The sequence below is a fragment of the Microbacterium sp. genome, from assembly GCF_051860965.1.
Lineage (GTDB): Bacteria > Actinomycetota > Actinomycetes > Actinomycetales > Microbacteriaceae > Microbacterium.
In genome coordinates this window covers 478,536-500,087 of sequence record NZ_JBIMKU010000003.1, presented here as the reverse complement: position 1 = coordinate 500,087, position 21,552 = coordinate 478,536, and the positions used below count along the sequence as shown (strand labels likewise).

Here is a 21,552-nt window from a genome sequence, read left to right as displayed (position 1 = left end):
TCAGTCCCTCAGCCGTACCGACAGGCACGTGACGCAGCCCTCGAGCTTCTCGAACTCACTGACATCGGCCGTCACGACCTCGAGGCCGCGCGCGCGATACAGCGCCGCGGTCTCGGGGGCGTCCGACGACATGAGCACCGTGCCCTCGTCGAGCACGACGACCGCCGTGCCGTGCTCTTCGGGGACGCCGAGGAAGACCGGGAACAGCGCCGCGTCGTCGACCAGCGGCTCGAAGCCCACGACCGTCCCGTCCGGCAGAGCCGTCACGCCCGACTTGAGGTGCAGCACTCTCGTGACGGGGATCTCGACGACCGTCCAGCCGCGAGGTGCGAGCAGGTCGCGCAGCTGCGCGATGCCCGCAGCGTTCGTGCGGGATGACGCGCCGACGTAGACCGTGCGCCCGACCTTCAGCACGTCGCCGCCGTCGAGCGTTCCGGGCGCGTCGATGGTGGCGTAAGCGATTCCGGATGCCTCGACCGCCGCCCGCACGGTGGCGGCCTCGCCGCGGCGCGACTCCGCTCCGGCCCGGCACAGGGCCGCGAAGTCGCCGAACACGACCACGGCGTCCTCGACGAAGACGCCGTCCGGGTGCGCATCGGCGGGGTCGACCTCGATGACCTCCCACCCGCGCGAGCGGTAGACGTCGACGTACGCCTCCCACTGCTTCCGGGCGAGCGCAGGATCGACCGCGACGCGATCGAGGTGGGTCAGCTCCCCCTCGGCGAGCAGCGGCGACGGAGGGCGGACGAGAAGTCGGGGCATCCCCCGACCCTAGCGTCAGACGCCCGGGTAGTTCCGCTCGGGAGCGCCCACGTAGAGCTGCTGCGGACGGCCGATCTTGGTCTGCGGGTCGTGCTGCATCTCGCGCCAGTGTGCGAGCCAGCCGGGCAGCCGGCCGATCGCGAAGAGCACCGTGAACATGCGCGTCGGGAAGCCCATCGCCTTGTAGATCACGCCCGTGTAGAAGTCGACGTTCGGGTAGAGGCGACGCTCCTTGAAGTAGTCGTCGTTGAGCGCGATCTCCTCGAGCTCCTTCGCGAGATCGAGGAGCGGATCGCTCACGCCGAGCGCCGAGAGCACCTCGTCGGCGGACTCCTTCACGAGCTTCGCGCGCGGGTCGTAGTTCTTGTAGACCCGGTGTCCGAAGCCCATCAGCTTGACGCCGTCCTCCTTGTTCTTCACGCGCTCGACGAAGCGCTGCACGCTCTCGCCCGAATCGCGGATGCGCGCGAGCATGTCGAGCACGGCTTCGTTGGCGCCGCCGTGGAGCGGGCCGTAGAGGGCGTTGATGCCGGCGGAGATCGAGGAGAACTGATTCGCACCGGTCGATCCGACGAGCCGGACCGTGGACGTCGAGGCGTTCTGCTCGTGGTCCTCGTGCAGGATCAGCAGACGCTCGAGCGCGCGCGACATGACGGGGTCGACCTGATAGACCTCGCTGAGCACGCCGAAGTTGAGCTTGAGGAAGTTGTCGACGAAGCTCAGCGAGTTGTCGGGGTAGAGGAAGGCCTGGCCGATGCTCTTCTTGTGCGCGTACGCCGCGATGACGGGCAGCTTCGCGAGCATGCGGATCGTGTTCAGCTCGACGTGCTCGGGGTTGTGCGGGTCGGACTGGTTCTCGTAGTAGGTCGACAGCGCCGACACGGCCGACGACAGCACCGACATGGGGTGCGCCGTGTGCGGGAGCGCGGAGAAGAAGCGCTTGAGGTCTTCGTGGAGCAGCGTGTGCCGGCGGATCTTCTCGTCGAACTCGCCCAGCTCGTCTGCGGTCGGCAGCTCGCCGTACAGCAGGAGCCACGCGACCTCGAGGTAGCTGGAGTTCTTCGCGAGCTGCTCGATCGGGTACCCGCGGTAGCGCAGGATTCCCTGGTCGCCGTCGATGAAGGTGATCGCCGACTTGGTGGCCGCCGTGTTCACGAACCCGTAGTCGAGGGCCGTATGCCCCGTCTGGCGCGTGAGCGTCGAGACGTCGATGCTCGGCACGCCGTCGGTGCCGCGCAGCACCGGGAACTCGGCCGTGCGATCGCCGACGGTCAGAACGGCCTTGTCGTGCTGGGTGCTCGCGTCGGTCACGCCGCCTCCTCGCGCTGGTGTGGTCTGCGGGGGTGTCGCCCCTCCGGACAGCCGATGACGACCCGGGGGACGGACGCGAGGACACGGGATGCCGCGTCAGCGCGCTATTACAGCCTAACGGGCCGAGGAACCTATCGCGGACACCGCCAAACAGACAGGGGATCGCCTGTAGGAACCCTTAGAGTGCCACTGAACGCAGTCGGTCGGCGGCCGCGTCGATGCGCTCGTCGGTCGCGGTCAACGACAGACGCACGTGCCGCGGATAGTGCGACCCGTAGAAATGCCCTGGTCCTGCCAGGATGCCGAGGGCCGCGAGACGACCCATGCTGTCCCACGCGTCGCGCCCCTCGGTCGCCCACAGGTAGAGTCCGCCCTCGCTGCCGTCGATGCGGAAACCGGCCGCCTCGATGGCGGGCTTCAGCACCTCGCGACGCCGGCGGTACCGCTCCTTCTGCGTCGCGACGTGCTCATCGTCGGCCAGCGCGACCGTCATGGCCCGCTGCACCGGAGCAGGCAGCATGAGCCCCAGGTGCTTGCGTCCGGTGAGCAGTCGCTCGACGATCGCGGGATCGCCGGCGAGGAACGCCGCACGGTACCCGGCGAGATTCGACTGCTTGCTGAGCGAGTACACCGACAGGATGCCGCGCAGCTCGCCGTCCGTGACCCGCGGGTCCAGCACCGACGGAATCGGCTCGGCATCCCACGGGGCATCCCACCCGAGCTCGGCGTAGCACTCGTCGGACGCGATGACGGCGCCGAGCTCGCGTGCCCGGGTCACCGCGGCGCGGAGGGATGCGGCATCCATCACCCGTCCGTCGGGGTTGCCCGGCGAATTGATCCAGACGAGCTTCGTACCCGTGGGCCACTCGGCCGGGTCGTCGGCGGCGAGAGGTGTCGCGCCCACGAGCCGCGCGCCGACCTCGTACGTGGGGTATGCGGCGCGCGGGTGGACGACGACGTCGCCGGATCCGAGGCCGAGGAGGAGCGGCAGCAGAGCGACGAGCTCCTTGGACCCGACCGTCGGCAGAACGTTCTCGGCGCCGAGGCCCGCCACTCCGCGACGACGCGCGTACCAGTCGGCGATCGCGGAACGCAGGGCGGGCGTGCCCATCGTCTGCGGGTAGGCATGGGCATCCGTCCCCGCGGCCAGCGCCTCGGCGATGAGGGCGGGCGTCGCGTCGACAGGTGATCCGATCGACAGATCGACGATGCCGTCCGGGTGCCGGCGCGCCTCCTGCGCGTAGGGAGCGACGGCGTCCCACGGATAGTCGGCGAGGTCGGCGACCCCCACGCTCAGTGCTCCTGCGGAGGGAGGGCCGCGATGATCGGGTGGTCCTTGTGGATCACACCCACCTTCGCAGCGCCGCCGGGCGAGCCCACGTCGTCGAAGAACTCGACGTTGGCCTTGTAGTAGTCCGACCACTCTTCGGGCAGGTCGTCTTCGTAGTAGATCGCCTCGACGGGGCAGACCGGTTCGCACGCACCGCAGTCGACGCACTCGTCGGGGTGGATGTACAGGCTCCGTTCACCCTCGTAGATGCAGTCGACCGGGCATTCGTCGATGCAGGCACGGTCTTTGACATCCACGCACGGGAGGGCGATCACATACGTCACGGGTTCAGTCTAATTCGCTTCGAGGGGCACATCGGCCCGGCGCGGGGGAAGCGCCGGCCAGGCGACCACGAGAAGGACGAGGATGGGGATCGCGATCGTCCACACCTGTCCGAGCACCGAGTCGGGCACGATCACCGAACCGCCCGGCCCACGGCCCGAGAAGACGAGCGTCGCGATCATCATGCCCATCCCGGCCGCGAGCGCCGACCAGCGGTCGGCGGTGAGAAGACGGACGGCGGCGAGGATCGCGGCACAGCCCAGGAGCGACAGGATGAGCCCGAGGGGCAGCCATCCGATCGCGAACGAGTGCGCGATGGTGCCGGCCAGACCGTAGACCGCGCCGACGATGAACGCGATCAGCCATGTGCCCGCGCGCGCCCAGGAGAACTTCACCCGGCAAGCCTACGCCGACGCGTCCTCGCCCGGCTCCGCACGGCCGAGCAGCTCGCTCGGAATGGCCGGGGTCGTCGTCACGCGGCGAACCCCCAGAGCCGCAGGAGCGCCGCGACGCCCGCCGCCGCGATGACGACGACGAGGAACGGCGCGCGCATCATCAGCAGGCCGGCGGCGACGAGGACCGCCGGGATGCGCGCGTCCACGACGATCGCCTGCCCGGCTCCCAGCGTCTGCACCGCGACGAGGGCTGCGAGGAGGGCGACCGTCAGAAGGTCGGCGATGCGCGCCGGGCGCGGCGCCTCGAGCCATCTCGGCGGCACGAGGTAGCCGAGCGTCTTGAGCGCGACGCAGACGATGGATGCCACGAGCACCGCGGTCCACAGGGTCACGGCAGTCCCTCCCGCTCGGGGACGTCGTCCGGCTCTGCGGGCGGCGCGGGGTCGGGCGTGCCGAGCCAGTTGAACCAGCCGACCACGATCGCGACGACGGCCGCGAGCAGCACGGGGAGCCCCGGCATGAGCACGGGCGTCAGCAGCGTCGCGACGGTCGCCGCTGCCAGCCCGACCGCGATCGGCTGCGCGCGCCGCAGGCGCGGCCAGAGCAGCGCCAGGAAGGCGGCGGCGGCAGCGGCATCCAATCCGTACGTCTTCGGGTCGCCCAGCACATCGCCGAGCAGTCCGCCGAGAAGGGTCGACAGGTTCCAGCCGACGTAGATCCCGATGCCCGTGACCCAGAAGCCGAAGAGCCGCGCCCGCCGCGACGTCTGGGCGAGCGATACCGCCGTGGACTCGTCGATCGTGAACTGGGCCGCCGCCGTGCGCTTCCAGAACCCCTCTCCGATGACGGGTGACATGCGCATGCCGTACGCGATGTTGCGGACGCCGAGGAGCGATGCCGACGCGATCGCCGCGGGAGCCGCGGTCAGTCCGCCCGCGCCGATGACTCCCACGAAGGCGAACTGCGAGCCGCCCGTGAACATCAGCAGGCTCAACACGCACGTCTGCCAGATGTCCAGCCCCGCCGCGACCGACAGCGCGCCGAACGAGATGCCGTAGGCGCTCGTCGCGAGCGCGACGCCGAGGCCCTCGCGCACGGCGCGGCGCGACTCCCCCGGCGCGTGCGCGTCGTGGAAGGGCGGATCGGAGCTCACCGATCGAGCCTACCGAGGGGCGCTCACCCGTCCCGCGTGCCGCTCGGTCATCCGTGGACCGATCACTGCCAACGCGAAAGGGCAGGGTCTCCCCTGCCCTTTCTGCGGAATCCGATCAGACGCCGGCGTCCTGGCGCTTGAGGCGCGCGGTCGCGCGGGCGCGCTCCGTCGCATCCAGGTTCACCTTGCGGATGCGCACGATCTCGGGCGTCACCTCGACGCATTCGTCGTCGCGCGCGAATTCGAGGCTCTCCTCGAGCGAGAGCTGGCGCGGAGGGGTCATCGACTCGAACGAATCCGACGTCGAAGAGCGCATGTTGGTGAGCTTCTTCTCCTTCGTGATGTTCACATCCATGTCGTCGGCGCGCGAGTTCTCGCCGATGACCATGCCCTCGTAGACCTCCTGCGTGGGCTGCACGAAGAACGACATGCGCTCCTGCAGCGCGATGATCGCGAAGGGCGTCACGACGCCCGAGCGGTCGGCGACGATCGAGCCGTTCTGGCGCGTCACGATGTGGCCGGCCCACGGCTCGTAGCCGTGCGAGATCGCGTTCGCGATGCCCGTGCCGCGCGTGGTCGTCAGGAACTCGGTGCGGAAGCCGATGAGACCGCGCGAGGGGACGATGAACTCCATGCGCACCCAGCCCGTGCCGTGGTTGGTCATGTTGTCCATGCGGCCCTTGCGGGCCGCGAGCAGCTGCGTGATCGCGCCGAGGTACTCCTCGGGCGCGTCGATCGTGAGGTGCTCGAAGGGCTCGTACGTCTTGCCGTCGACCTTCTTCGTGACGACCTGGGGCTTGCCGACCGTGAGCTCGAAGCCCTCGCGGCGCATGTTCTCGACGAGGATCGCGAGAGCGAGCTCACCGCGGCCCTGGACCTCCCACGCATCCGGACGCCCGATGTCGACGACCTTGAGCGACACGTTGCCGACGAGCTCGCGGTCGAGACGGTCCTTCACCATGCGCGCCGTCAGCTTGTGACCCTTGACCTTGCCCACGAGCGGGCTGGTGTTGGTGCCGATCGTCATCGAGATCGCGGGGTCGTCGACGTGGATCGGCGGAAGCGCCCGCACGTCGTCGGGGTCGGCGATCGTCTCGCCGATCGTGATGTCCTCGAAGCCCGCGATCGCGACGATGTCGCCGGGGCCGGCGCTCTCGGCCGGGTAGCGGTCGAGAGCACGGGTCTTGAGGAGCTCGGTGATGCGGGCGTTGCTCGTGGAGCCGTCGGCGCGCACCCACGCGACCGTCTGGCCCTTCTTGAGCGTGCCGTTGAAGACGCGCAGCAGCGCGAGACGGCCGAGGAAGGGGCTCGAGTCGAGGTTCGTGACCCAGGCCTGCAGCGGCGCCTCGTCGTCGTACTCGGGGGCCGGGACGTGCTCGAGGATCGCGCCGAACAGCGGCTCGAGGTCGTCGTTGTCGGGCAGCGAGCCGTTCTCGGGACGGTTGCGGGATGCCGCGCCCGCGCGACCCGATGCGTAGACGACCGGCACGTCGAGCAGGGCGTCGACGTCGAGGTCGGGCACGTCGTCGTGGAGGTCGGAGGCGAGGCCCAGGAGCAGATCGTGCGCCTCCTCCTCGACCTCGGCGATGCGCGCGTCGGGACGATCGGTCTTGTTGACCAGGAGGATGACGGGAAGCTTCGCCTCGAGCGCCTTGCGCAGCACGAAGCGGGTCTGCGGCAGCGGCCCCTCGGAGGCATCCACGAGCAGCACGACGCCGTCGACCATCGACAGACCGCGCTCGACCTCGCCGCCGAAGTCTGCGTGACCCGGGGTGTCGATGACGTTGATCGTCACGGGGACGTCGGAGTGGGCCCCGCTGTACGTGATCGCCGTGTTCTTGGCGAGGATCGTGATGCCCTTTTCGCGCTCGAGATCGTTCGAGTCCATCGCGCGCTCTTCCATGTGCTCGTGCGAGCCGAACGAGCCGGTCTGGCGGAGCATGGCGTCGACGAGGGTCGTCTTGCCGTGGTCGACGTGAGCGACGATCGCGACGTTGCGGAGGTCGGGACGGAGGGCGCGCGCCATGAATGATCCTTGCGGTGGGGTGGATGCGTCGAGAAGCCGACGTACCAGCCTACCGCAGGGCTCCTGGGAGCCCGCCCTCCGACCTACGCGTGCGGGAGCTGAGGAGGCGGGGTGACCTCGCCCGGCGTCTCGTGCGTGAAGGTCTCGGTCTCGTCGTTGGCGTCGATCTTCTCACCCGAGGACAGCTGTGCATCGAGCACACGGCGTCGTTCTTCGCGACGGACGGCCTGCTCGGCGGGATCGGGCACGGGGATCGCCGCGATGAGGCGCTTCGTGTACGCCTGCTGCGGATTGCGCAGGATCTGGTCGGGCGAGCCCTCTTCGACGAGCTTGCCGTGGTTGAGCACCACGATGCGGTCGGCGAGGCGATCGACGACCGCGAGGTCGTGGCTCACGAACAGGCAGGCGAAGCCGAGCTCCTCCTGAAGCGCCTCGAGCAGATCGAGGACGCGAGCCTGGACAGAGACGTCGAGGGCGCTCGTCGGCTCGTCGGCGACGAGGAGCTTGGGCTTGAGCGCGAGGGCGCGGGCGATGCCGATGCGCTGGCGCTGACCGCCCGAGAGCTCGTGCGGATACCGGTTGCGGAACGACCGGGGCAGCTCCACCTGATCGAGGAGCTCCTCGGTCCGGGTGCTGATCTCCTTCTTGGTGAAGTCGCCGAGGAGCTGCAGGGGCTCTCCGATGGACTCGCCGACGGGCCAGCGCGGGTTGAGCGACGAACCCGGGTCCTGGAACACGATGCCGATGTCCTTGCGGAGCTCGCGCAGCGCGTTCGGCTTGATGCCGACGAGCTCGACGCCGTTGACCTTGGCCGAGCCCTCCTTGAACGGGAGCAGGCCGATCGCTCCGCGAGCGATGGTCGTCTTGCCCGAGCCCGACTCGCCGACGAGGCCGACGATCTCGCCCGGGTGGATCGCGAAGCTCACGTCGTCGACGGCGCGGAACGCCGGCACCCGGCGGCGGCCGGGGTACTCGATCACGGCGTTCTTCAGCTCGAGCACGGGCTCGCCCGTGCGAACCGTCTTGCCCTCGGTGGTGTACCCGAGCTTGGGCACGGCTGCGAGGAGTTCCTTCGTGTAGTCGTTCTGAGGATCGGTGAAGATCTCGTGCACCGATCCGCGCTCGACGACCTCGCCCGTCTTCATGACGATGACGTTGTCGGCGAGGTCTGCCACGACGCCGAGGTCGTGGGTGATGATGATGATCGCGCTGTTGAGGCGCTTGTGGAGGCTGCGCAGCAGATCCAGGATCTCGGCCTGGATCGTGACGTCCAGCGCCGTCGTCGGCTCGTCGGCGATCAGCACGTCGGGGTCGCACGAGATCGACTGCGCGATCATCGCGCGCTGACGCTGCCCACCGGACAGCTGGTGCGGGAAGGAGTTGTACGCCTTCTCGGGATCGGGCATCTCGACGAGCTTCAGCAGCTCGAGCGCGCGCTCCTTGGCCTGCGCCGGCGGCATGTTGCTGTGGACGCGGATCGCCTCGGTGATCTGGAAGCCGATGCGGTACACGGGGTTCAGGGCCGTCATCGGCTCCTGGAAGATCACCGCGATCTTGTTGCCGCGGATCTTGCGCAGCGACTCGACGGGGGCGTTCAGGATCTCGCGACCGTGCAGCTTGACGCTGCCGCGCGAACGGGAGTTCGGCGGGAGGAGTCCGAGGAGCGACATCGAGCTGACCGACTTGCCCGATCCCGACTCGCCGACGATGGCGAGCACCTCGCTCGGGTGGACCTTGTAGTCCATGCCCTTGACGGCGTTGACCCATTCGCCGTTGACCCAGAAGTCGACGGCGAGGCCCTTCGCCTCGATGATGGGGCGGTCGCCGGATGCCTCGGGCGCCGCAGTCGCAGTGGTGTCGACCGTGCTCATGCGAAAGCACCGTCCTCTCGAATGGTTCGTGGAAGCATGGGATCGTGGATCAGCCTGAAATGCCCCGGATCGTCTTCCGCTCCCGCTTCGGAATCGGCCTGACGCTCGTCGTCTGGGCGATCTGCATCGCCGGCATGGTGTCGAGCATCATCGTGGGGGCGGGACTCGCGCCGGTCGTGCTGCTGGCGAGCCTCGGCTGGTTCGTATGGCTCGCCTTCTGGCGTCCGAGCGTCGTCACGGACGCTGAGGGCGTCGAACTGCGCAACCTCGTTCGCGACGTCGAGGTGCCGTACAGCGCCATCGACGACGTCGACACCCGCTACTCGCTCGTCGTGCGCTCGGGCGGCAGGAGCTTCTCCGCGTGGGGCGCTCCCGCACCCGGCGGCGCGTCGTCGCTGCGCGACTCGATGAGCCGCCGCCGCGCGACCAACCGCACCGACTGGAGCGACGCTCCGCATTCCGTCCGCGCCGGCGGGGCGGCGCGGCCCGGTGACACCGTGGATTCGGCCTCGGGCGCTCCCGCGACGGTCATCCGCCGAGAGCTCGCGCGCCGCGAGCACGAAGGCGTTCGCCGCGACACGACGGCACGAGCCGTCGTGACGGTGCGTCCTCTGCTCGTCGCCGTGAGTCTCGTGGCGCTCGCCGCGAGCATCGCGGTGATCGTCTTCCCGGGACTGTGATGCCCGGAGTGTGACGAGCACCACTAGTTCGATTCCTTGCGCAGTTCGTCGTCGGCGTACGTGACCTCGACGACGCCCGGGTTCCGGGCGTCCTCCTGATCCGTGTCGTAACGACCGCCACCGGAGAACCCGCCGAACATCGCGCCGAACGCCTGTCGATACGGACCGCGCTTGCCCGGCATCCGTCGCTGCCGCGGGTCGAAGGCATCCCGAAGGCCGTCGCCGATGAAGTTGACGCAGAGCGCCAGCAGGATGATGAAAAGACCCGGCCACCAGAACAGCCACGGACGCGTCGAGAACGCCCCCTGGTACTGGTTGAGGATCTGGCCGAGCGAGACGTCGGGCGACTGGACGCCGACGCCGAGGAAGCTCAGCGCGGCCTCCGTGAGGATCGCACCCGACATGAGGAGCGAGATCGCGACGATCACGACGCCCATCGCGTTGGGGAGGATGTGGCGGAACAGGATGTGCGGATTGGACGCACCCGCGACCCGCGCCGCGTCGACGAACTCGCGCTCGCGGAGCGAGAGGAACTCGCCGCGGACCAGACGCGCGAGCGCCGTCCAGCCGAAGAGCCCGAGTGCGACGGCCAGCGCGAACGCTCCGAAGTCACCCGTCGCGCGACCGATGACGGCGGCGAGGATGAGGAACGGGACGATGATGATGACGTCCGTGATGCGCATGAGCACGGCATCCACCCACCCGCGGTAGAAGCCCGCGATGGCGCCGACCACGATGCCGAGCACGCCGGCGACGAAGCCGTAGACGACCATGACCGTGATCGACTGCTGGGCGCCGCGCATCACGAGCGCGAAGATGTCGCGGCCGATCTCGTCCTGTCCGAACGGGAACTCGCCGAAGTCGAACGGCAGCACCCATGTGGGCTGACCGCCCGGGAGCGCGACATCGAACCGCTGCAGGTAGGTGTGCGGATACCAGCCCGGCACCTTGATGCCGAAGATGTCGAAGCCGATGGACGAGTAGATCAGGATGAACAGCAGCCCGAGGACGATCATCGCCGAGACGGCACCGCGGTGACGGAAGAAGCGGCGGCGGACGATCGTCGCCTGGCTGAGACCCTCGACCTCCCGCTGCTCGATCGTGAGGACTTCGTTGAGGGACTCGGTGGGAGTCGGTTCTTTGGTTGCCATGTCAGTTCACCCGGATCCGCGGGTCGAGCGCCGAGTACGAGAGGTCGGCGAGGAGGTTGAAGACGAGCGTCACGATCGAGGTGATGAGGAAGACCGCCATCACGGTGTTGAGGTCGACCTGCTGGACGGCCTGGACGAACATGCGTCCGACGCCGTTCCAGCCGAAGACCGTCTCGGTGATCGCCGCGCCGCCGATGATGCCGCCGATCTCGAAGGCGACGAGCGTCGCGATCGGGATCATGGCGTTGCGGAAGGCGTGGCGCATGATGACCGTGCGCTCGCTGAGGCCCTTCGCCCGCGCGGTGCGCACGTAGTCCTGGTTCATCACCTCGAGGAGGCTGCCTCGCGAGTACCGGCTCCACGCGGCGAGCGAGAGGAGCATGAGCGCGATCGTCGGGAGGAGGAGGTGCGTGAAGTTGTCGAGCGTCTGGATCCAGACGCTGCCCTGGAGGTTCGGGGTCGACGATCCGATCGTGGCGATCGGGCGGCCGTTCGTGAGCTGCACGTAGTCGGGCCACGAGGCCATGACGCGATCGACGATGATGAGGATCGACGAGATGATCGCGACGATGACACCCGCGCGGATCGACGAGGGACGCTCGTCCCCGCCGAAGATGAACGCGGCACCGACGGCGATGGCGATCATGACGACGAAGACGACGAGCCAGGACAGGTACCCGGGCACGTAGAAGAACAGGTAGTTGAACGGGTACCACAGAGCCGCGCCCGCGACAGCCGCCACGAGGGCCGTGTAGATGACCTTGCGGTTCGAGAAGCCCGCCGTGATCCAGGTGACCGCGAACGCCGCGGCGAGACCGATGATCAGGATGCCGATGACGCCCAGCGACGGGGCATCGAGCCATCCGGTGTAGAGGATGAAGAAGAGACCGGCCCCCGTCACCACGGTGGCGATGCCGAAGTTGAGGAAGTACTTCTTCGCCGCGCCGCCGACGATGCTCGCCCAGGCGAAGCCGACGACGACAGCCGACACGATCACGATCCATGGGGCTACGACCGGGTCTGCCAAGAAGTTGTTGAACCCGATCGCGACGTACATCTTGAGGATCTGCGCGACCCAGAACACCGGGAGCGAGAAGAAGAGGAACGCGATGAAGGTCACGCTGTAGTCGAAGCCGCTGTACTGGCGCAGGGCCGTCGCCATGCCGATCGCGACGCCGAGCAGGATCGCGAGCACCGTTGCCGCGACGACGAGCTGGACGGTCTGGCCGATGCCGATGCCGACCTGAGCGGCGACCTCCTGGCCCTTGATGTTGTAGCCGAGGTCGATGTTGCCGGTGAAGCCTTTGAGGACGCCGCCGAGCCAGATGAAGTATCTGAGGTAGGGCGGGACGTCGAGGTGCAGCTGCTGCACCTTCGCAGCGATGAGCTGCTCCTTGTTGGGTGCGGTGGAGCCGCGCAGATCTTCCAGGGGGTCGCCGGCGTTGGCGGCCAGGATGTAGATCATGTAGCTCGCCGCGAAGACGATGAGGACGGCTGCGATGAGCCGCCGCACGATATAGCTGAACACGTGGGGGTGTGCCCTCTCTCGCTGGGCTCGTTCGGAGCCACGCGTAAGACACTACGGCACGGGGTAGAAGGCCGCAGTGACCAGGGGAAGGGGGGCGCCGGGCATCCGGCGCCCCCCTCTGACTTGCAGAGCTATCTGCTGGTCATACTCCGTGGATCACTCCGCGGCAGCGTCGACCGGCTTCCAGTCCCAGAAGTTCCAGAAGTAGGTCGGGCTCAGGAAGCCCGGAACCACACCCTCCGTCTGGTCGCTCCACGCGGTGATACCGGGGAACTGGAAGATCGGAACCGACCACGCCTGGGCGCCGACGATCTCCTCGGCCTGCACGCGCAGGTCGGTCTGCTCATCCGGGTCCGACGAGCTCGAGAGCTTGTCGAAGAGTCCGTCGAGCTCTTCGTTCGACCAGCCGTAGAAGTTGTTCAGGCCGGTCGTCTGGTAGTTCGCCGCCGACTCGCCGACGGCGGTCGAGGTGGACTGCCAGCCGAAGAGCGCTGCGTCGTACTCGGTCGTGGCGGCCGAGAGCGCGTTGCTCCAGTCCTGACGCGACGAGTCGACGAGGTTGAAGCCTGCCTCCGCTGCGTAGGGCTGGATGAGCAGGAACTCCTGCTTGCGGCGCTCGTTCGTGTTCGAGAACAGGAAGCGGACCGTGGGGTTGGTGACGCCGGCCTCGGCCAGGAGCGCCTTCGCGCCCTCGACGTCGGGCTCGGTCATCTCGGCGTAGCCGTTGACCTCGGCAGCAGCCTCGGCACCGTCCGTACCCGGGAGGAAGATCTGCGAGTTGCGCAGCTCTGCATCGGGCTGGAGCGGCTGGATGAGCTTCTCGAGGATCTCCTGACGGGGGATGATCTTCAGGAACGCCTGGCGGACCTTGAGAGCCTTCTCCTCGTCGCCACCGTAGGTCGCGGGGTCGAACGGACCGCCGTTGCCGACCTGCAGGTCGATGTGCTCGTACGTGCCCTCGGGCGAGCCCGAGTACTCGACACCCTCGACGCCCGCGCCGAGAAGCGCGGCGATGTCAGCCGTGGGCTGGCCCGACGCGATCGAGATCTCGCCGTTCTCCAGCGCGGTGATCTGCGCCTGCATGTCGGGGATGACGCGAACCGTGATCGATTCGTACTTGGGCGAGGGGCCCCACGTGAAGTCGGGGTTCGCCGTCAGCGTCGTGTAGCCGTCGGTCGCGTTGACCTCGGTGATCGTGTAAGGACCGTTCGAGAGCAGCTGCAGCGGGTTGTCGGGCGTGCCGCTCGAGAACTTGTAGTCCTGGTTGAACGCCTCGGAGACGGGCGCGAGCCACTCGAGGTCGTTGTCCTGGACGGCCTTGACGAAGTCGTCCTTCGCCTTCTGCTCGTCGCCCTCCTTGTACTCGTCGGGGTACGCGAGCATGACGGTGCCGTGGGTCGAGATGCCGGGGCCCGAGAACGCGAGCTCCCAGTCGACGTAGAAGTTGTCGTAGGTGAAGGTGAGCGAGCGGTTGTCGTCGCCGAGCTCGGGAACCTCGGTGACGTTGTCGAGGCCGTAGCCCTCGGTCGCGCCGGTGTTCCAGAAGGTGCCCGTCTGGCCCGTGAGCTCGCCGGTCTCTTCGTCGGCCGTGCCCTCGCCGTCCTGGCGGTGGGTCGTGAACGCCGTCCAGATCAGGAGGAGGTCGGCGCCGTCGACGGCGGTGCCGTCGGTCCACTTGACACCCTCGTTGACGGTGTACTTGACCGTGAGCGGGTCTTCTTCGACGACCTCGTAGGTGCCGAAGTCGGTGTCCTTCACGAGCTCGCTGTCGGCGTTGTAGTGCCAGAAGCCCGACTTCGCCATGTAGTTGACGACGGCGTTGGCCGTCGCGTTCGTGTCGGCGAGGCCGTCGTTGAGGGCGTAGTAGAAGTCGTTCCAGGCAACCGTGATGCTGGTGCCTTCGATGACCTCCGACTCGCGCGGGGGCGTGCATCCGGCCAGGACCATGGCCCCGACCGCAACGACGCCTACGCCCGCTGCCAGACGTGTGATCTTCACTCTTGATTCCTCCTGTGCAGGGATGAGGTTGTGCCAACGACAGCCGGCTACGGCGTCGGGCACGGGTAGGGAAACAATAAGCAGACGTTCATCTTCGATCAAATCAAAGCGGGAAAACGTTACAAGCCCTTTACTCAAAGTCGCTCAGATGTGACATTCTGACAATTGTGAGCACGTCGGAGCCTCTTCCCCCGGAGGGTATCCACAAGCCCGCGTCGAACGCGCGGCTGTGGTGGGAGATCGGGATCGTCCTGGCGCTCTCGGTCGGGCGATCCGCCCTGTATTCGGTGCTCCAGCTCGTCCGCGCACTGCAGCAGGAGCAGTCGCTCGGCGATCAGCAGACCTCCCTCAACCCCGGCGCGAGCGCTGCGGCGTTCTGGGACGTCCTGTACCAGTTCCTCTCGCTGCTGTTCGCTCTGGCTCCCGTGGCCCTGGTGGTCTACCTGCTGTGGGAGCCCGGGATGTCGGCGTTCCGGCGCATCGGCCTCGACTTCCGGCGCTTCGGCGGCGATGTGGGGCGCGGCATCCTGCTCGTCGCCGTCATCGGCATCCCGGGACTCGGGCTCTACGCCCTCGGCCGCGCACTGGGGATCACGGTGCAGGTGGATGCCGCGCCGCTCGATCCCTCCTGGTGGACGATCCCCCTCCTCCTGCTGGCCGCACTGCGGGCCGGGCTCACCGAAGAGGTGATCTTCCTCGGCTACCTGTTCGACCGCCTGCGGCGCATCGGGTGGGGCTGGTGGACGATCATCCTCTCGACGGCCGCCCTGCGGGCGACCTACCACGCCTATCAGGGCTTCGGTCCCATGGTCGGCAACTTCGCGATGGGCGTCGTCTTCGGCTGGTGCTACAAGCGCTGGGGCCGAGTCATGCCGCTCGTGATCGCCCACACGCTGATCGACATCATCGCGTTCGTCGGCTACCCGCTCGCGGCCGCCTGGTGGCCCGGCGTCTTCGCTCCCGCTCCCACCCCCGCCCCAACCCCGACCCCGACGCCCTGACGCACGCGCCCCGGCGCCGAACCCGAGCGATCCCGTCGAACCCGGGCCGTGACGGTGGGGTTCGACGGGATCACTCGGTTTCTACGGCGGACGCGAGGCCGAGGCGCCGATCGACGGGATGACCCGGTCGACGGCGGATGCTAGGCGAAGGCCTCGATCGGCGGGCAGGCGCACACGAGGTTGCGGTCGCCGTACGCCTGGTCGATGCGGCGCACGGGCGGCCAGTACTTCGTGCGCACGAGCGTGTGCACGGGGTAGACGGCCTTCTCGCGGGAGTAGGGGTGGTCCCACTCGCCTTCGATGACCGTCTGCGCCGTATGCGGCGCGTTCACGAGGGGGTTGTCGTCGGCGGGCCACTCCCCTGCCGCGACGGCGTCCGCCTCGGCCTTGATCGCGATCATCGCCTCGATGAAGCGCTCGATCTCGGCGAGGTCCTCGGACTCGGTCGGCTCGACCATGAGCGTGCCCGCGACGGGGAACGACATGGTCGGGGCGTGGAAGCCGTAGTCGATGAGCCGCTTGGCGACATCGTCGACGGTGACGCCCGTGGCCTCGCGCAGGGGCCGCAGGTCGAGGATGCACTCGTGCGCGACGAGTCCGCCCTCGCCCGCGTACAGGACGGGGTAGTGATCCTTCAGCCGGTGCGCGATGTAGTTCGCCGACAGCACGGCGGCGGCCGTGGCATCCCGCAGCCCCGCAGCGCCCATCATGCGGACGTACGCCCACGAGATGGGGAGGATGGATGCCGAGCCGTACGGGGCTGCCGAGATCGGCCCGCCGTCGAAGACGAAGCCGCCGGCGTGGTCGGCGCGCTGCGACAGGGGGTGCGACGGCAGGTAGGGCGCGAGGTGCGCCTTCGCCGCGACCGGTCCGACGCCCGGCCCGCCGCCGCCGTGCGGGATCGCGAACGTCTTGTGCAGATTCAGGTGCGATACGTCGCCCCCGAGGTCGCCGAAGCGTGCGAATCCGAGGAGCGCGTTGAGGTTCGCGCCGTCGACGTAGACCTGTCCTCCCGCGTCGTGCACGGCCTGCGTGATCTCGAGCACGTCGTGCTCGTAGACCCCGTGGGTGGACGGGTACGTGATCATCAGCGCGGACAGCTCGTCGGCGTGGGCCGCGATCTTCGCGCGCAGGTCGTCGAGGTCGACGTTGCCGGCCTCGTCGCACGCGACGACGACGACCTTCATGCCCGCGAGCACGGCGGAGGCCGCGTTCGTGCCGTGCGCCGACGACGGGATGAGGCAGACCGTGCGGTCGAGGTCGCCGTTCGCGCGGTGGTAGCCGCGGATCGCCATGAGCCCCGCGAGCTCGCCCTGCGAGCCGGCGTTCGGCTGCAGGGACACGGCGTCGTAGCCCGTGACCTCGGCGAGCCACGACTCGAGCTGCTCGACGAGCGCGAGGTAGCCGCGCACGTCCGCCTCGGGCGCGAAGGGATGCACGCGCGAGAACTCGGGCCACGAGACGGCGGCCATCTCGGTCGCCGCATTGAGCTTCATGGTGCACGAGCCGAGCGGGATCATCCCGCGGTCGAGTGCGTAGTCGCGATCGGCGAGCTGCTTGAGGTAGCGCATCATGGCGGTCTCGGAGCGGTGCGAGTTGAAGACGGGATGCGTGAGGTACTCGTCCTCGCGGAACAGCCCGACGGAGACGCCCGCAAGCGCCTCGGCATCGGCGAACGGCAGGTCGCGCACATCGTGCTCGTCGGCCGCGGGAAGGCCGAACGCCCACGCGACGGCGGCGAGGTCGTCGGCCGTGGTGGTCTCGTCGACGGAGACCCCCACCGTCGCGTCGTCCACCCAGAAGAGCTGGTAGCCCTTCGAGCGGGCCCGCTCGATGACGCGCTGCGACGGTCCGGGCGTATGCACGCGGATCGTGTCGAAGAACGCGTCGCTCACGAGCGTCAGGTCGTGGTCGCGCAGGCGGGATGCGAGCGCCTCCGCCTTGCGCGCGACGTCGGTCGCGATCGCGCGGAGCCCATCGGGCCCGTGGTAGACGGCGTACATCGCCGCCATGACGGCCAGCAGCACCTGTGCGGTGCAGATGTTCGAGGTCGCCTTCTCGCGCCGGATGTGCTGCTCTCGCGTCTGCAGCGAGAGGCGGTAGGCGGGATGGCCCGCGGCATCCATCGACACTCCCACGAGACGCCCCGGCAGCTGACGCTCGAGTCCCGCGCGCACCGCCATGTAGCCCGCGTGCGGTCCGCCGAAGCCGAGCGGCACTCCGAAGCGCTGCGTCGTGCCCACGGCGACGTCGGCGCCGAGCGAGCCCGGCGAACGCAGCAGCGTGAGCGCGAGCAGGTCGGCCGCGACGACGACGAGGCCGCCCTGGGCCTGGACGGCGCCGATGACCTCCGTCGGGTCCCACACGCGCCCGGAGGCACCGGGGTACTGGATGAACGCGCCGAAGACGTCGATGTCGCTCGGCGGCGGCGAATCGCCGTAGGGCGTGTAGTGCAGCTCGATCCCCACGGCCGCTGCGCGGTGCTCGAGCAGCGCCTTCGTCTGCGGGAGCGTGTCGGCATCGACGAGGAACACGTTCGACGACGACTTCGACGCGCGGCGGGCGACGAGCATGCCCTCGACGACGGCGGTCGACTCGTCGAGCATCGACGCGTTCGCCGTGGCGAGTCCCGTGAGATCGGTGACCATCGTCTGGAAGTTGATGAGCGCCTCGAGCCGGCCCTGCGAGATCTCGGGCTGGTAGGGCGTGTAGGCGGTGTACCACGACGGGTTCTCGAGCACGTTCCGCGCGATGACCGACGGCGTGAAGGTGTCGTAGTAGCCGAGACCGATCATGGGGCGCGCGGTGCGGTTCTGCGACGCGAGTCCGCGGAGCTCGGCGAGCGCCTCGGCCTCGGTCGCGGCGGGCGGGATGTCGCTCGTCTCGCGCGGGCGGACGTGGATGGATGCCGGAACAGCGCGCTCGACGAGCGCGTGGACCGTGTCGTAGCCGAGCGCGGCGAGCATGGTCGCCTGGGCCGCGGCATCCGTCCCGATGTGACGGTCCCGGAACGCGCCCGTCATTCGTCGCCGCCCGTGAGCGCGACGTACGCCTCGCGGTCGAGGAGACCGTCGAGTGCTGCTGCGTCGATCGAGATCTTCACGAGCCAGCCCTCGCCGTACGGGTCGGAGTTGACCAGCGACGGGTCGGCGACGACGGCGTCGTTGACCTCGACGACCTCGCCGTCGAGCGGCGCGTACAGCTCGCCGACGGACTTCGTCGACTCGATCTCGCCGACGACCGTCGACGCGGCGACGCCGGAGCCGACCGACGGCAGCTCGACGAAGACGACGTCGCCGAGCTTGTCGGCCGCGTAATCGGTGATGCCGACGGTCGCGACATCGCCGTCGACGGCGATCCACTCGTGCTCGGCGGTGTACTTGAGGCTGGTGAGATCGGTCATTGCGCGGTCCTCTTGTAGAAGGGAAGGGTGGTGACGGTCGCGGGGATGCGGGTCCCGCGCACGTCGATGGACAGTTCGGTTCCGGGTTCGCTCACACGGGGCGAGACGAAGGCCATGGCGATGGGATGCCCGAGCGTCGGGCTCAGCGCGCCGCTCGTGATCTCGCCGACGCGGGTGTCGCCGTCGAACACCGCGTACCCCGCGCGGCCCGCGCGCTTGCCGTCGGCCACGAGTCCGACGAGGACGGGGGCGTCGGCGGCGATGACGCTCTCGAGCGCCGCGCGGCCGACGAAGTCCGCCTCTTTCGTCTTCAGCGGGACGACGCGCCCGAGCCCCGCCTGCGCGGGGACGATGTCGAGCGACAGTTCGTGACCGTAGAGGGGCATGCCCGCCTCGAGACGAAGGGTGTCGCGTGAGGCCAGACCCGCGGGAGAGAGACCGAACGGCTCGCCGGCGACGGTGATCGCCTGCCACAGCGCCTCGACGGCGTCGGCGTCGACACTGATCTCGAAGCCGTCCTCGCCCGTGTAGCCCGTGCGGCTGACGAGCACGGTGCCGCCGGCGAAGCGCATGCCCATCGCCGTGTAGTACGGAAGCGACGCGAGCGTGTGCCCCATGGCGAGGTCGTCGTCGTGGACGAGTCCGTCGACGGCCTCGAGGATCTCGCGCGCACGCGGGCCCTGGACGGCGATGAGCGCGTCGTCGAGCTCGACGAGCTGCGCGTCGAATCCCTCGAGGCGCTCCTGGAGCGCTTCGCGCACGGGTTCGCGGTTGCCGGCGTTCGCGACGATGAGGAACCGATCCTCGGCGTTGCGGGTCACGATGAGGTCGTCGATGATGCCGCCGCTCGGGGCGAGGATCATCGTGTACTTCGCCTTCGACAGCGCGAGCTTCGACGGATCGAACGCGAGCGCGTAGGCGAGGAACGCCTCCCGATCCGGCCCCGCGACGCCGAACTGCGCCATGTGCGAGATGTCGAAGAGGCCGGCCGCCGTGCGCACCGCGTGGTGCTCGGCGAGATCCGACGTGTAGCGGACGGGCATCATCCATCCGCCGAAGTCGGTGAAGGCGGCGCCCAGTGCTTCGTGACGGGCGCGGAGCGGGGTCGAGCGAGGTTCGGACACGAGTTCTCCCGAGGTCGGCGGGGCGTCGCCGGGACCGGCGACGGTGAACTCCCCCTCTGTCATTGGCCTGAGAGCTTCGCCCGTGCGGGCTTTCACCTTCGGCAGACGCCGCTGAGCGGTGCCTTTTCCAGAGCGGCCGGACGTGTGCGGTACGGGACCTGAGAGATTGGCGGGGAGGCTTGCTCCTTCGGTACTCCGCGGATGGATGCCGGAGTTCTCCCGCACACGTCATGCGGCCTGTCTTCGATTGTGGGTCCAGCATATCGGCGCGCGGCCGTCATCGCGGTGTCAGTCCACGCACGATCCGGAGGACACGGGCTCCGAGAGCGCGGGTGCGCGTTCGGCGACCGGAGCGAGCTCCGCCGTCGTCATGGCGTACCCGCGATCCGGGTCGTCGATCGCGCGCGCGAACACGACGCCTGCGACACGTCCGTCGCCGGTGACGAGAGGGCCGCCCGAGTTGCCGGGCCGCACCGAGGCCTGCAGCGAGTAGACCTCTCGCAGCACCTGGCGCTGCCCGTAGACATCGTCGACGGGCACCGTCGCGAGCGAGAGCACGCCGGCCGGCGAGGAGGTGAACGGGCCGCCGAGGGGATAGCCGAGAGCGACAGCGGCTGCTCCCGGCGCGAGCGTCGGCGCGACGACGAGCGGCGCCACGCCCAGGTCGTCCACCGCGATGACGGCGAGGTCGTCCTCGGGGTCGAAATAGACGATCCGACCCTCGCGAGCGCCGAGCCCCGGGAGCTCCACGACGGGGGCATCGACGCCCGCCACGACGTGCGCGTTGGTGACGATCCGGTCGGGGCTCACGACGAAGCCGCTCCCGGTGAAGCTGCGGCCGCACGAGAAGGCGGTGCCCGACACCCGAGCGACCGATGCGGCCGCCGTCTGGAGCGCGGGGTCGTCGAGGACGACGGGAGGAGACGGCTCGACGGAGGCATCCGGAGCGAGCAGGCCCCCGAGCCGCGGCAGTCCGTCGTCGAGCACGGCCGAGCGCAGCTCGGCGAGCGCCGAATCGACCATCGGGGGCGTGAGCACGTCGATCGTCTGGATCACTCGCGACGACGCGACGGCGGAGGACACCCCGGGCATGCCGATGGCCGTGATCGCGGGGGCGACGAGAACGAGCGACAGCGCCGCGATGACGACGCCGGCGACGCCTCCGAACAGTCGATCGACGACGCCGAGCCGGAGCTTCTGCACTCCCCCGCGCAGAGCCGAGCCGATGGCCGCGCCGATCGCCGCGCCGCCCGCGAGCAGCACGCCGACGGTCACGAGGACGGCGACCGTGCGCCACCCGGGCGAAGGCACCCATGCGCTCACGAGAGGTGTCAGCCAGAAGGCCGCGACACCGCCGGCGATGAGCCCCAGGAGCGTCCCGATGCTCGCGAAGAATCCGCGGGAGAGACCCGAGACGAGCGCGACGACGAGGATGACGATGACGAGCACGTCGACGATCAGCATTCCTCCCCCTCCCTTGTCGGCCGAGCCAGCGTAGAACGCGAACCTATGCGTCCGCGTCGTGTCCGGACACCGG

The 21,552-nt window shown here is 68.9% G+C and carries 18 protein-coding genes and 2 riboswitches; of the genes, 2 read left to right on the top strand and 16 right to left on the bottom strand.

From position 1 onward, the window contains the following. From ddaH to ACTIFV_RS08215, 9 genes are all read right to left on the bottom strand, one after another. The gene (ddaH, locus tag ACTIFV_RS08255; RefSeq protein WP_439592288.1) at positions 1–762 is read right to left on the bottom strand and encodes a dimethylargininase; all 762 of its coding nucleotides are present in this window, start codon (positions 760–762) and stop codon (positions 1–3) included. A 15-nt stretch (positions 763–777) separates the two neighbouring features. After that, the gene (locus ACTIFV_RS08250; RefSeq protein ID WP_439592287.1) at positions 778–2,073 is read right to left on the bottom strand and encodes a citrate synthase; all 1,296 of its coding nucleotides are present in this window, start codon (positions 2,071–2,073) and stop codon (positions 778–780) included. A gap of 178 nt (positions 2,074–2,251) precedes the next feature. Further along, positions 2,252–3,364 (bottom strand): succinyldiaminopimelate transaminase, encoded by a 1,113-nt coding sequence (dapC, locus tag ACTIFV_RS08245; RefSeq protein ID WP_439592286.1) that lies wholly within the window; start codon positions 3,362–3,364, stop codon positions 2,252–2,254. A gap of 2 nt (positions 3,365–3,366) precedes the next feature. Beyond that, positions 3,367–3,687, bottom strand: coding sequence for a ferredoxin (gene fdxA, locus ACTIFV_RS08240; RefSeq protein WP_439592285.1), 321 nt, complete (start codon positions 3,685–3,687; stop codon positions 3,367–3,369). Positions 3,688–3,696: 9 nt separating this feature from the next. Continuing rightward, positions 3,697–4,080, bottom strand: coding sequence for a DUF6113 family protein (locus ACTIFV_RS08235; RefSeq protein ID WP_439592284.1), 384 nt, complete (start codon positions 4,078–4,080; stop codon positions 3,697–3,699). Positions 4,081–4,157: 77 nt separating this feature from the next. Then, positions 4,158–4,472 carry an AzlD domain-containing protein gene (locus tag ACTIFV_RS08230; protein WP_439592283.1) on the bottom strand — a complete coding sequence of 105 codons (315 nt, stop codon included), beginning with the start codon at positions 4,470–4,472 and terminating at the stop codon, positions 4,158–4,160. Beyond that, positions 4,469–5,233, bottom strand: coding sequence for an AzlC family ABC transporter permease (locus ACTIFV_RS08225; protein WP_439592282.1), 765 nt, complete (start codon positions 5,231–5,233; stop codon positions 4,469–4,471). The genes ACTIFV_RS08230 and ACTIFV_RS08225 overlap by 4 nt, the downstream gene beginning before the upstream one ends. A 115-nt stretch (positions 5,234–5,348) precedes the next feature. Then, the gene (typA, locus tag ACTIFV_RS08220) at positions 5,349–7,259 is read right to left on the bottom strand and encodes a translational GTPase TypA (RefSeq protein WP_439592281.1); all 1,911 of its coding nucleotides are present in this window, start codon (positions 7,257–7,259) and stop codon (positions 5,349–5,351) included. 83 nt (positions 7,260–7,342) lie between these two features. Then, a complete protein-coding gene (locus ACTIFV_RS08215) occupies positions 7,343–9,130 on the bottom strand; it encodes an ABC transporter ATP-binding protein (protein ID WP_439592280.1) in 1,788 nt (595 codons plus the stop codon). Positions 9,131–9,174: 44 nt separating this feature from the next. On the opposite strand from ACTIFV_RS08215, the gene ACTIFV_RS08210 reads away from it, so the two are divergent. Further along, positions 9,175–9,810 (top strand): PH domain-containing protein, encoded by a 636-nt coding sequence (locus ACTIFV_RS08210; protein WP_439592279.1) that lies wholly within the window; start codon positions 9,175–9,177, stop codon positions 9,808–9,810. Positions 9,811–9,833: 23 nt separating this feature from the next. On the opposite strand, the gene ACTIFV_RS08205 is transcribed toward ACTIFV_RS08210, so the two are convergent. The 3 genes from ACTIFV_RS08205 to ACTIFV_RS08195 form a co-directional block, all read right to left on the bottom strand. Next, entirely contained in the window at positions 9,834–10,961 is a 1,128-nt protein-coding gene (locus tag ACTIFV_RS08205; RefSeq protein ID WP_439592278.1) for an ABC transporter permease, read from the bottom strand. Position 10,962: 1 nt separating this feature from the next. Continuing rightward, positions 10,963–12,489, bottom strand: a complete 1,527-nt coding sequence (locus ACTIFV_RS08200) for an ABC transporter permease (RefSeq protein WP_439592277.1) — start codon at positions 12,487–12,489, stop codon at positions 10,963–10,965. Between the two features lie 156 nt (positions 12,490–12,645). Next, complete coding sequence (locus tag ACTIFV_RS08195) at positions 12,646–14,487, bottom strand: ABC transporter family substrate-binding protein (protein WP_439592276.1); 1,842 nt, start codon at positions 14,485–14,487, stop codon at positions 12,646–12,648. 167 nt (positions 14,488–14,654) lie between these two features. Here ACTIFV_RS08195 and ACTIFV_RS08190 point away from each other — a divergent pair, with 167 nt between their 5' ends. Further along, positions 14,655–15,488, top strand: a complete 834-nt coding sequence (locus ACTIFV_RS08190) for a CPBP family intramembrane glutamic endopeptidase (RefSeq protein ID WP_439592275.1) — start codon at positions 14,655–14,657, stop codon at positions 15,486–15,488. A gap of 140 nt (positions 15,489–15,628) precedes the next feature. On the opposite strand, the gene gcvP is transcribed toward ACTIFV_RS08190, so the two are convergent. From gcvP to ACTIFV_RS08170, 4 genes are all read right to left on the bottom strand, one after another. After that, positions 15,629–18,511 carry an aminomethyl-transferring glycine dehydrogenase gene (gcvP, locus tag ACTIFV_RS08185; RefSeq protein WP_439592274.1) on the bottom strand — a complete coding sequence of 961 codons (2,883 nt, stop codon included), beginning with the start codon at positions 18,509–18,511 and terminating at the stop codon, positions 15,629–15,631. Next, on the bottom strand, positions 18,508–18,891 hold the full coding sequence (gcvH, locus tag ACTIFV_RS08180; protein ID WP_439592273.1) for a glycine cleavage system protein GcvH: 384 nt from the start codon (positions 18,889–18,891) through the stop codon (positions 18,508–18,510). The genes gcvP and gcvH overlap by 4 nt, the downstream gene beginning before the upstream one ends. Next, positions 18,888–20,078, bottom strand: a complete 1,191-nt coding sequence (gcvT, locus tag ACTIFV_RS08175; RefSeq protein WP_439592272.1) for a glycine cleavage system aminomethyltransferase GcvT — start codon at positions 20,076–20,078, stop codon at positions 18,888–18,890. The genes gcvH and gcvT overlap by 4 nt, the downstream gene beginning before the upstream one ends. Beyond that, a riboswitch (glycine riboswitch) is annotated at positions 20,062–20,152 on the bottom strand. Its footprint overlaps the gene before it by 17 nt. Beyond that, a riboswitch (glycine riboswitch) is annotated at positions 20,153–20,247 on the bottom strand. 56 nt (positions 20,248–20,303) lie between these two features. Continuing rightward, entirely contained in the window at positions 20,304–21,479 is a 1,176-nt protein-coding gene (locus tag ACTIFV_RS08170) for a MarP family serine protease (protein WP_439592271.1), read from the bottom strand. Positions 21,480–21,552: the final 73 nt, after the last annotated feature.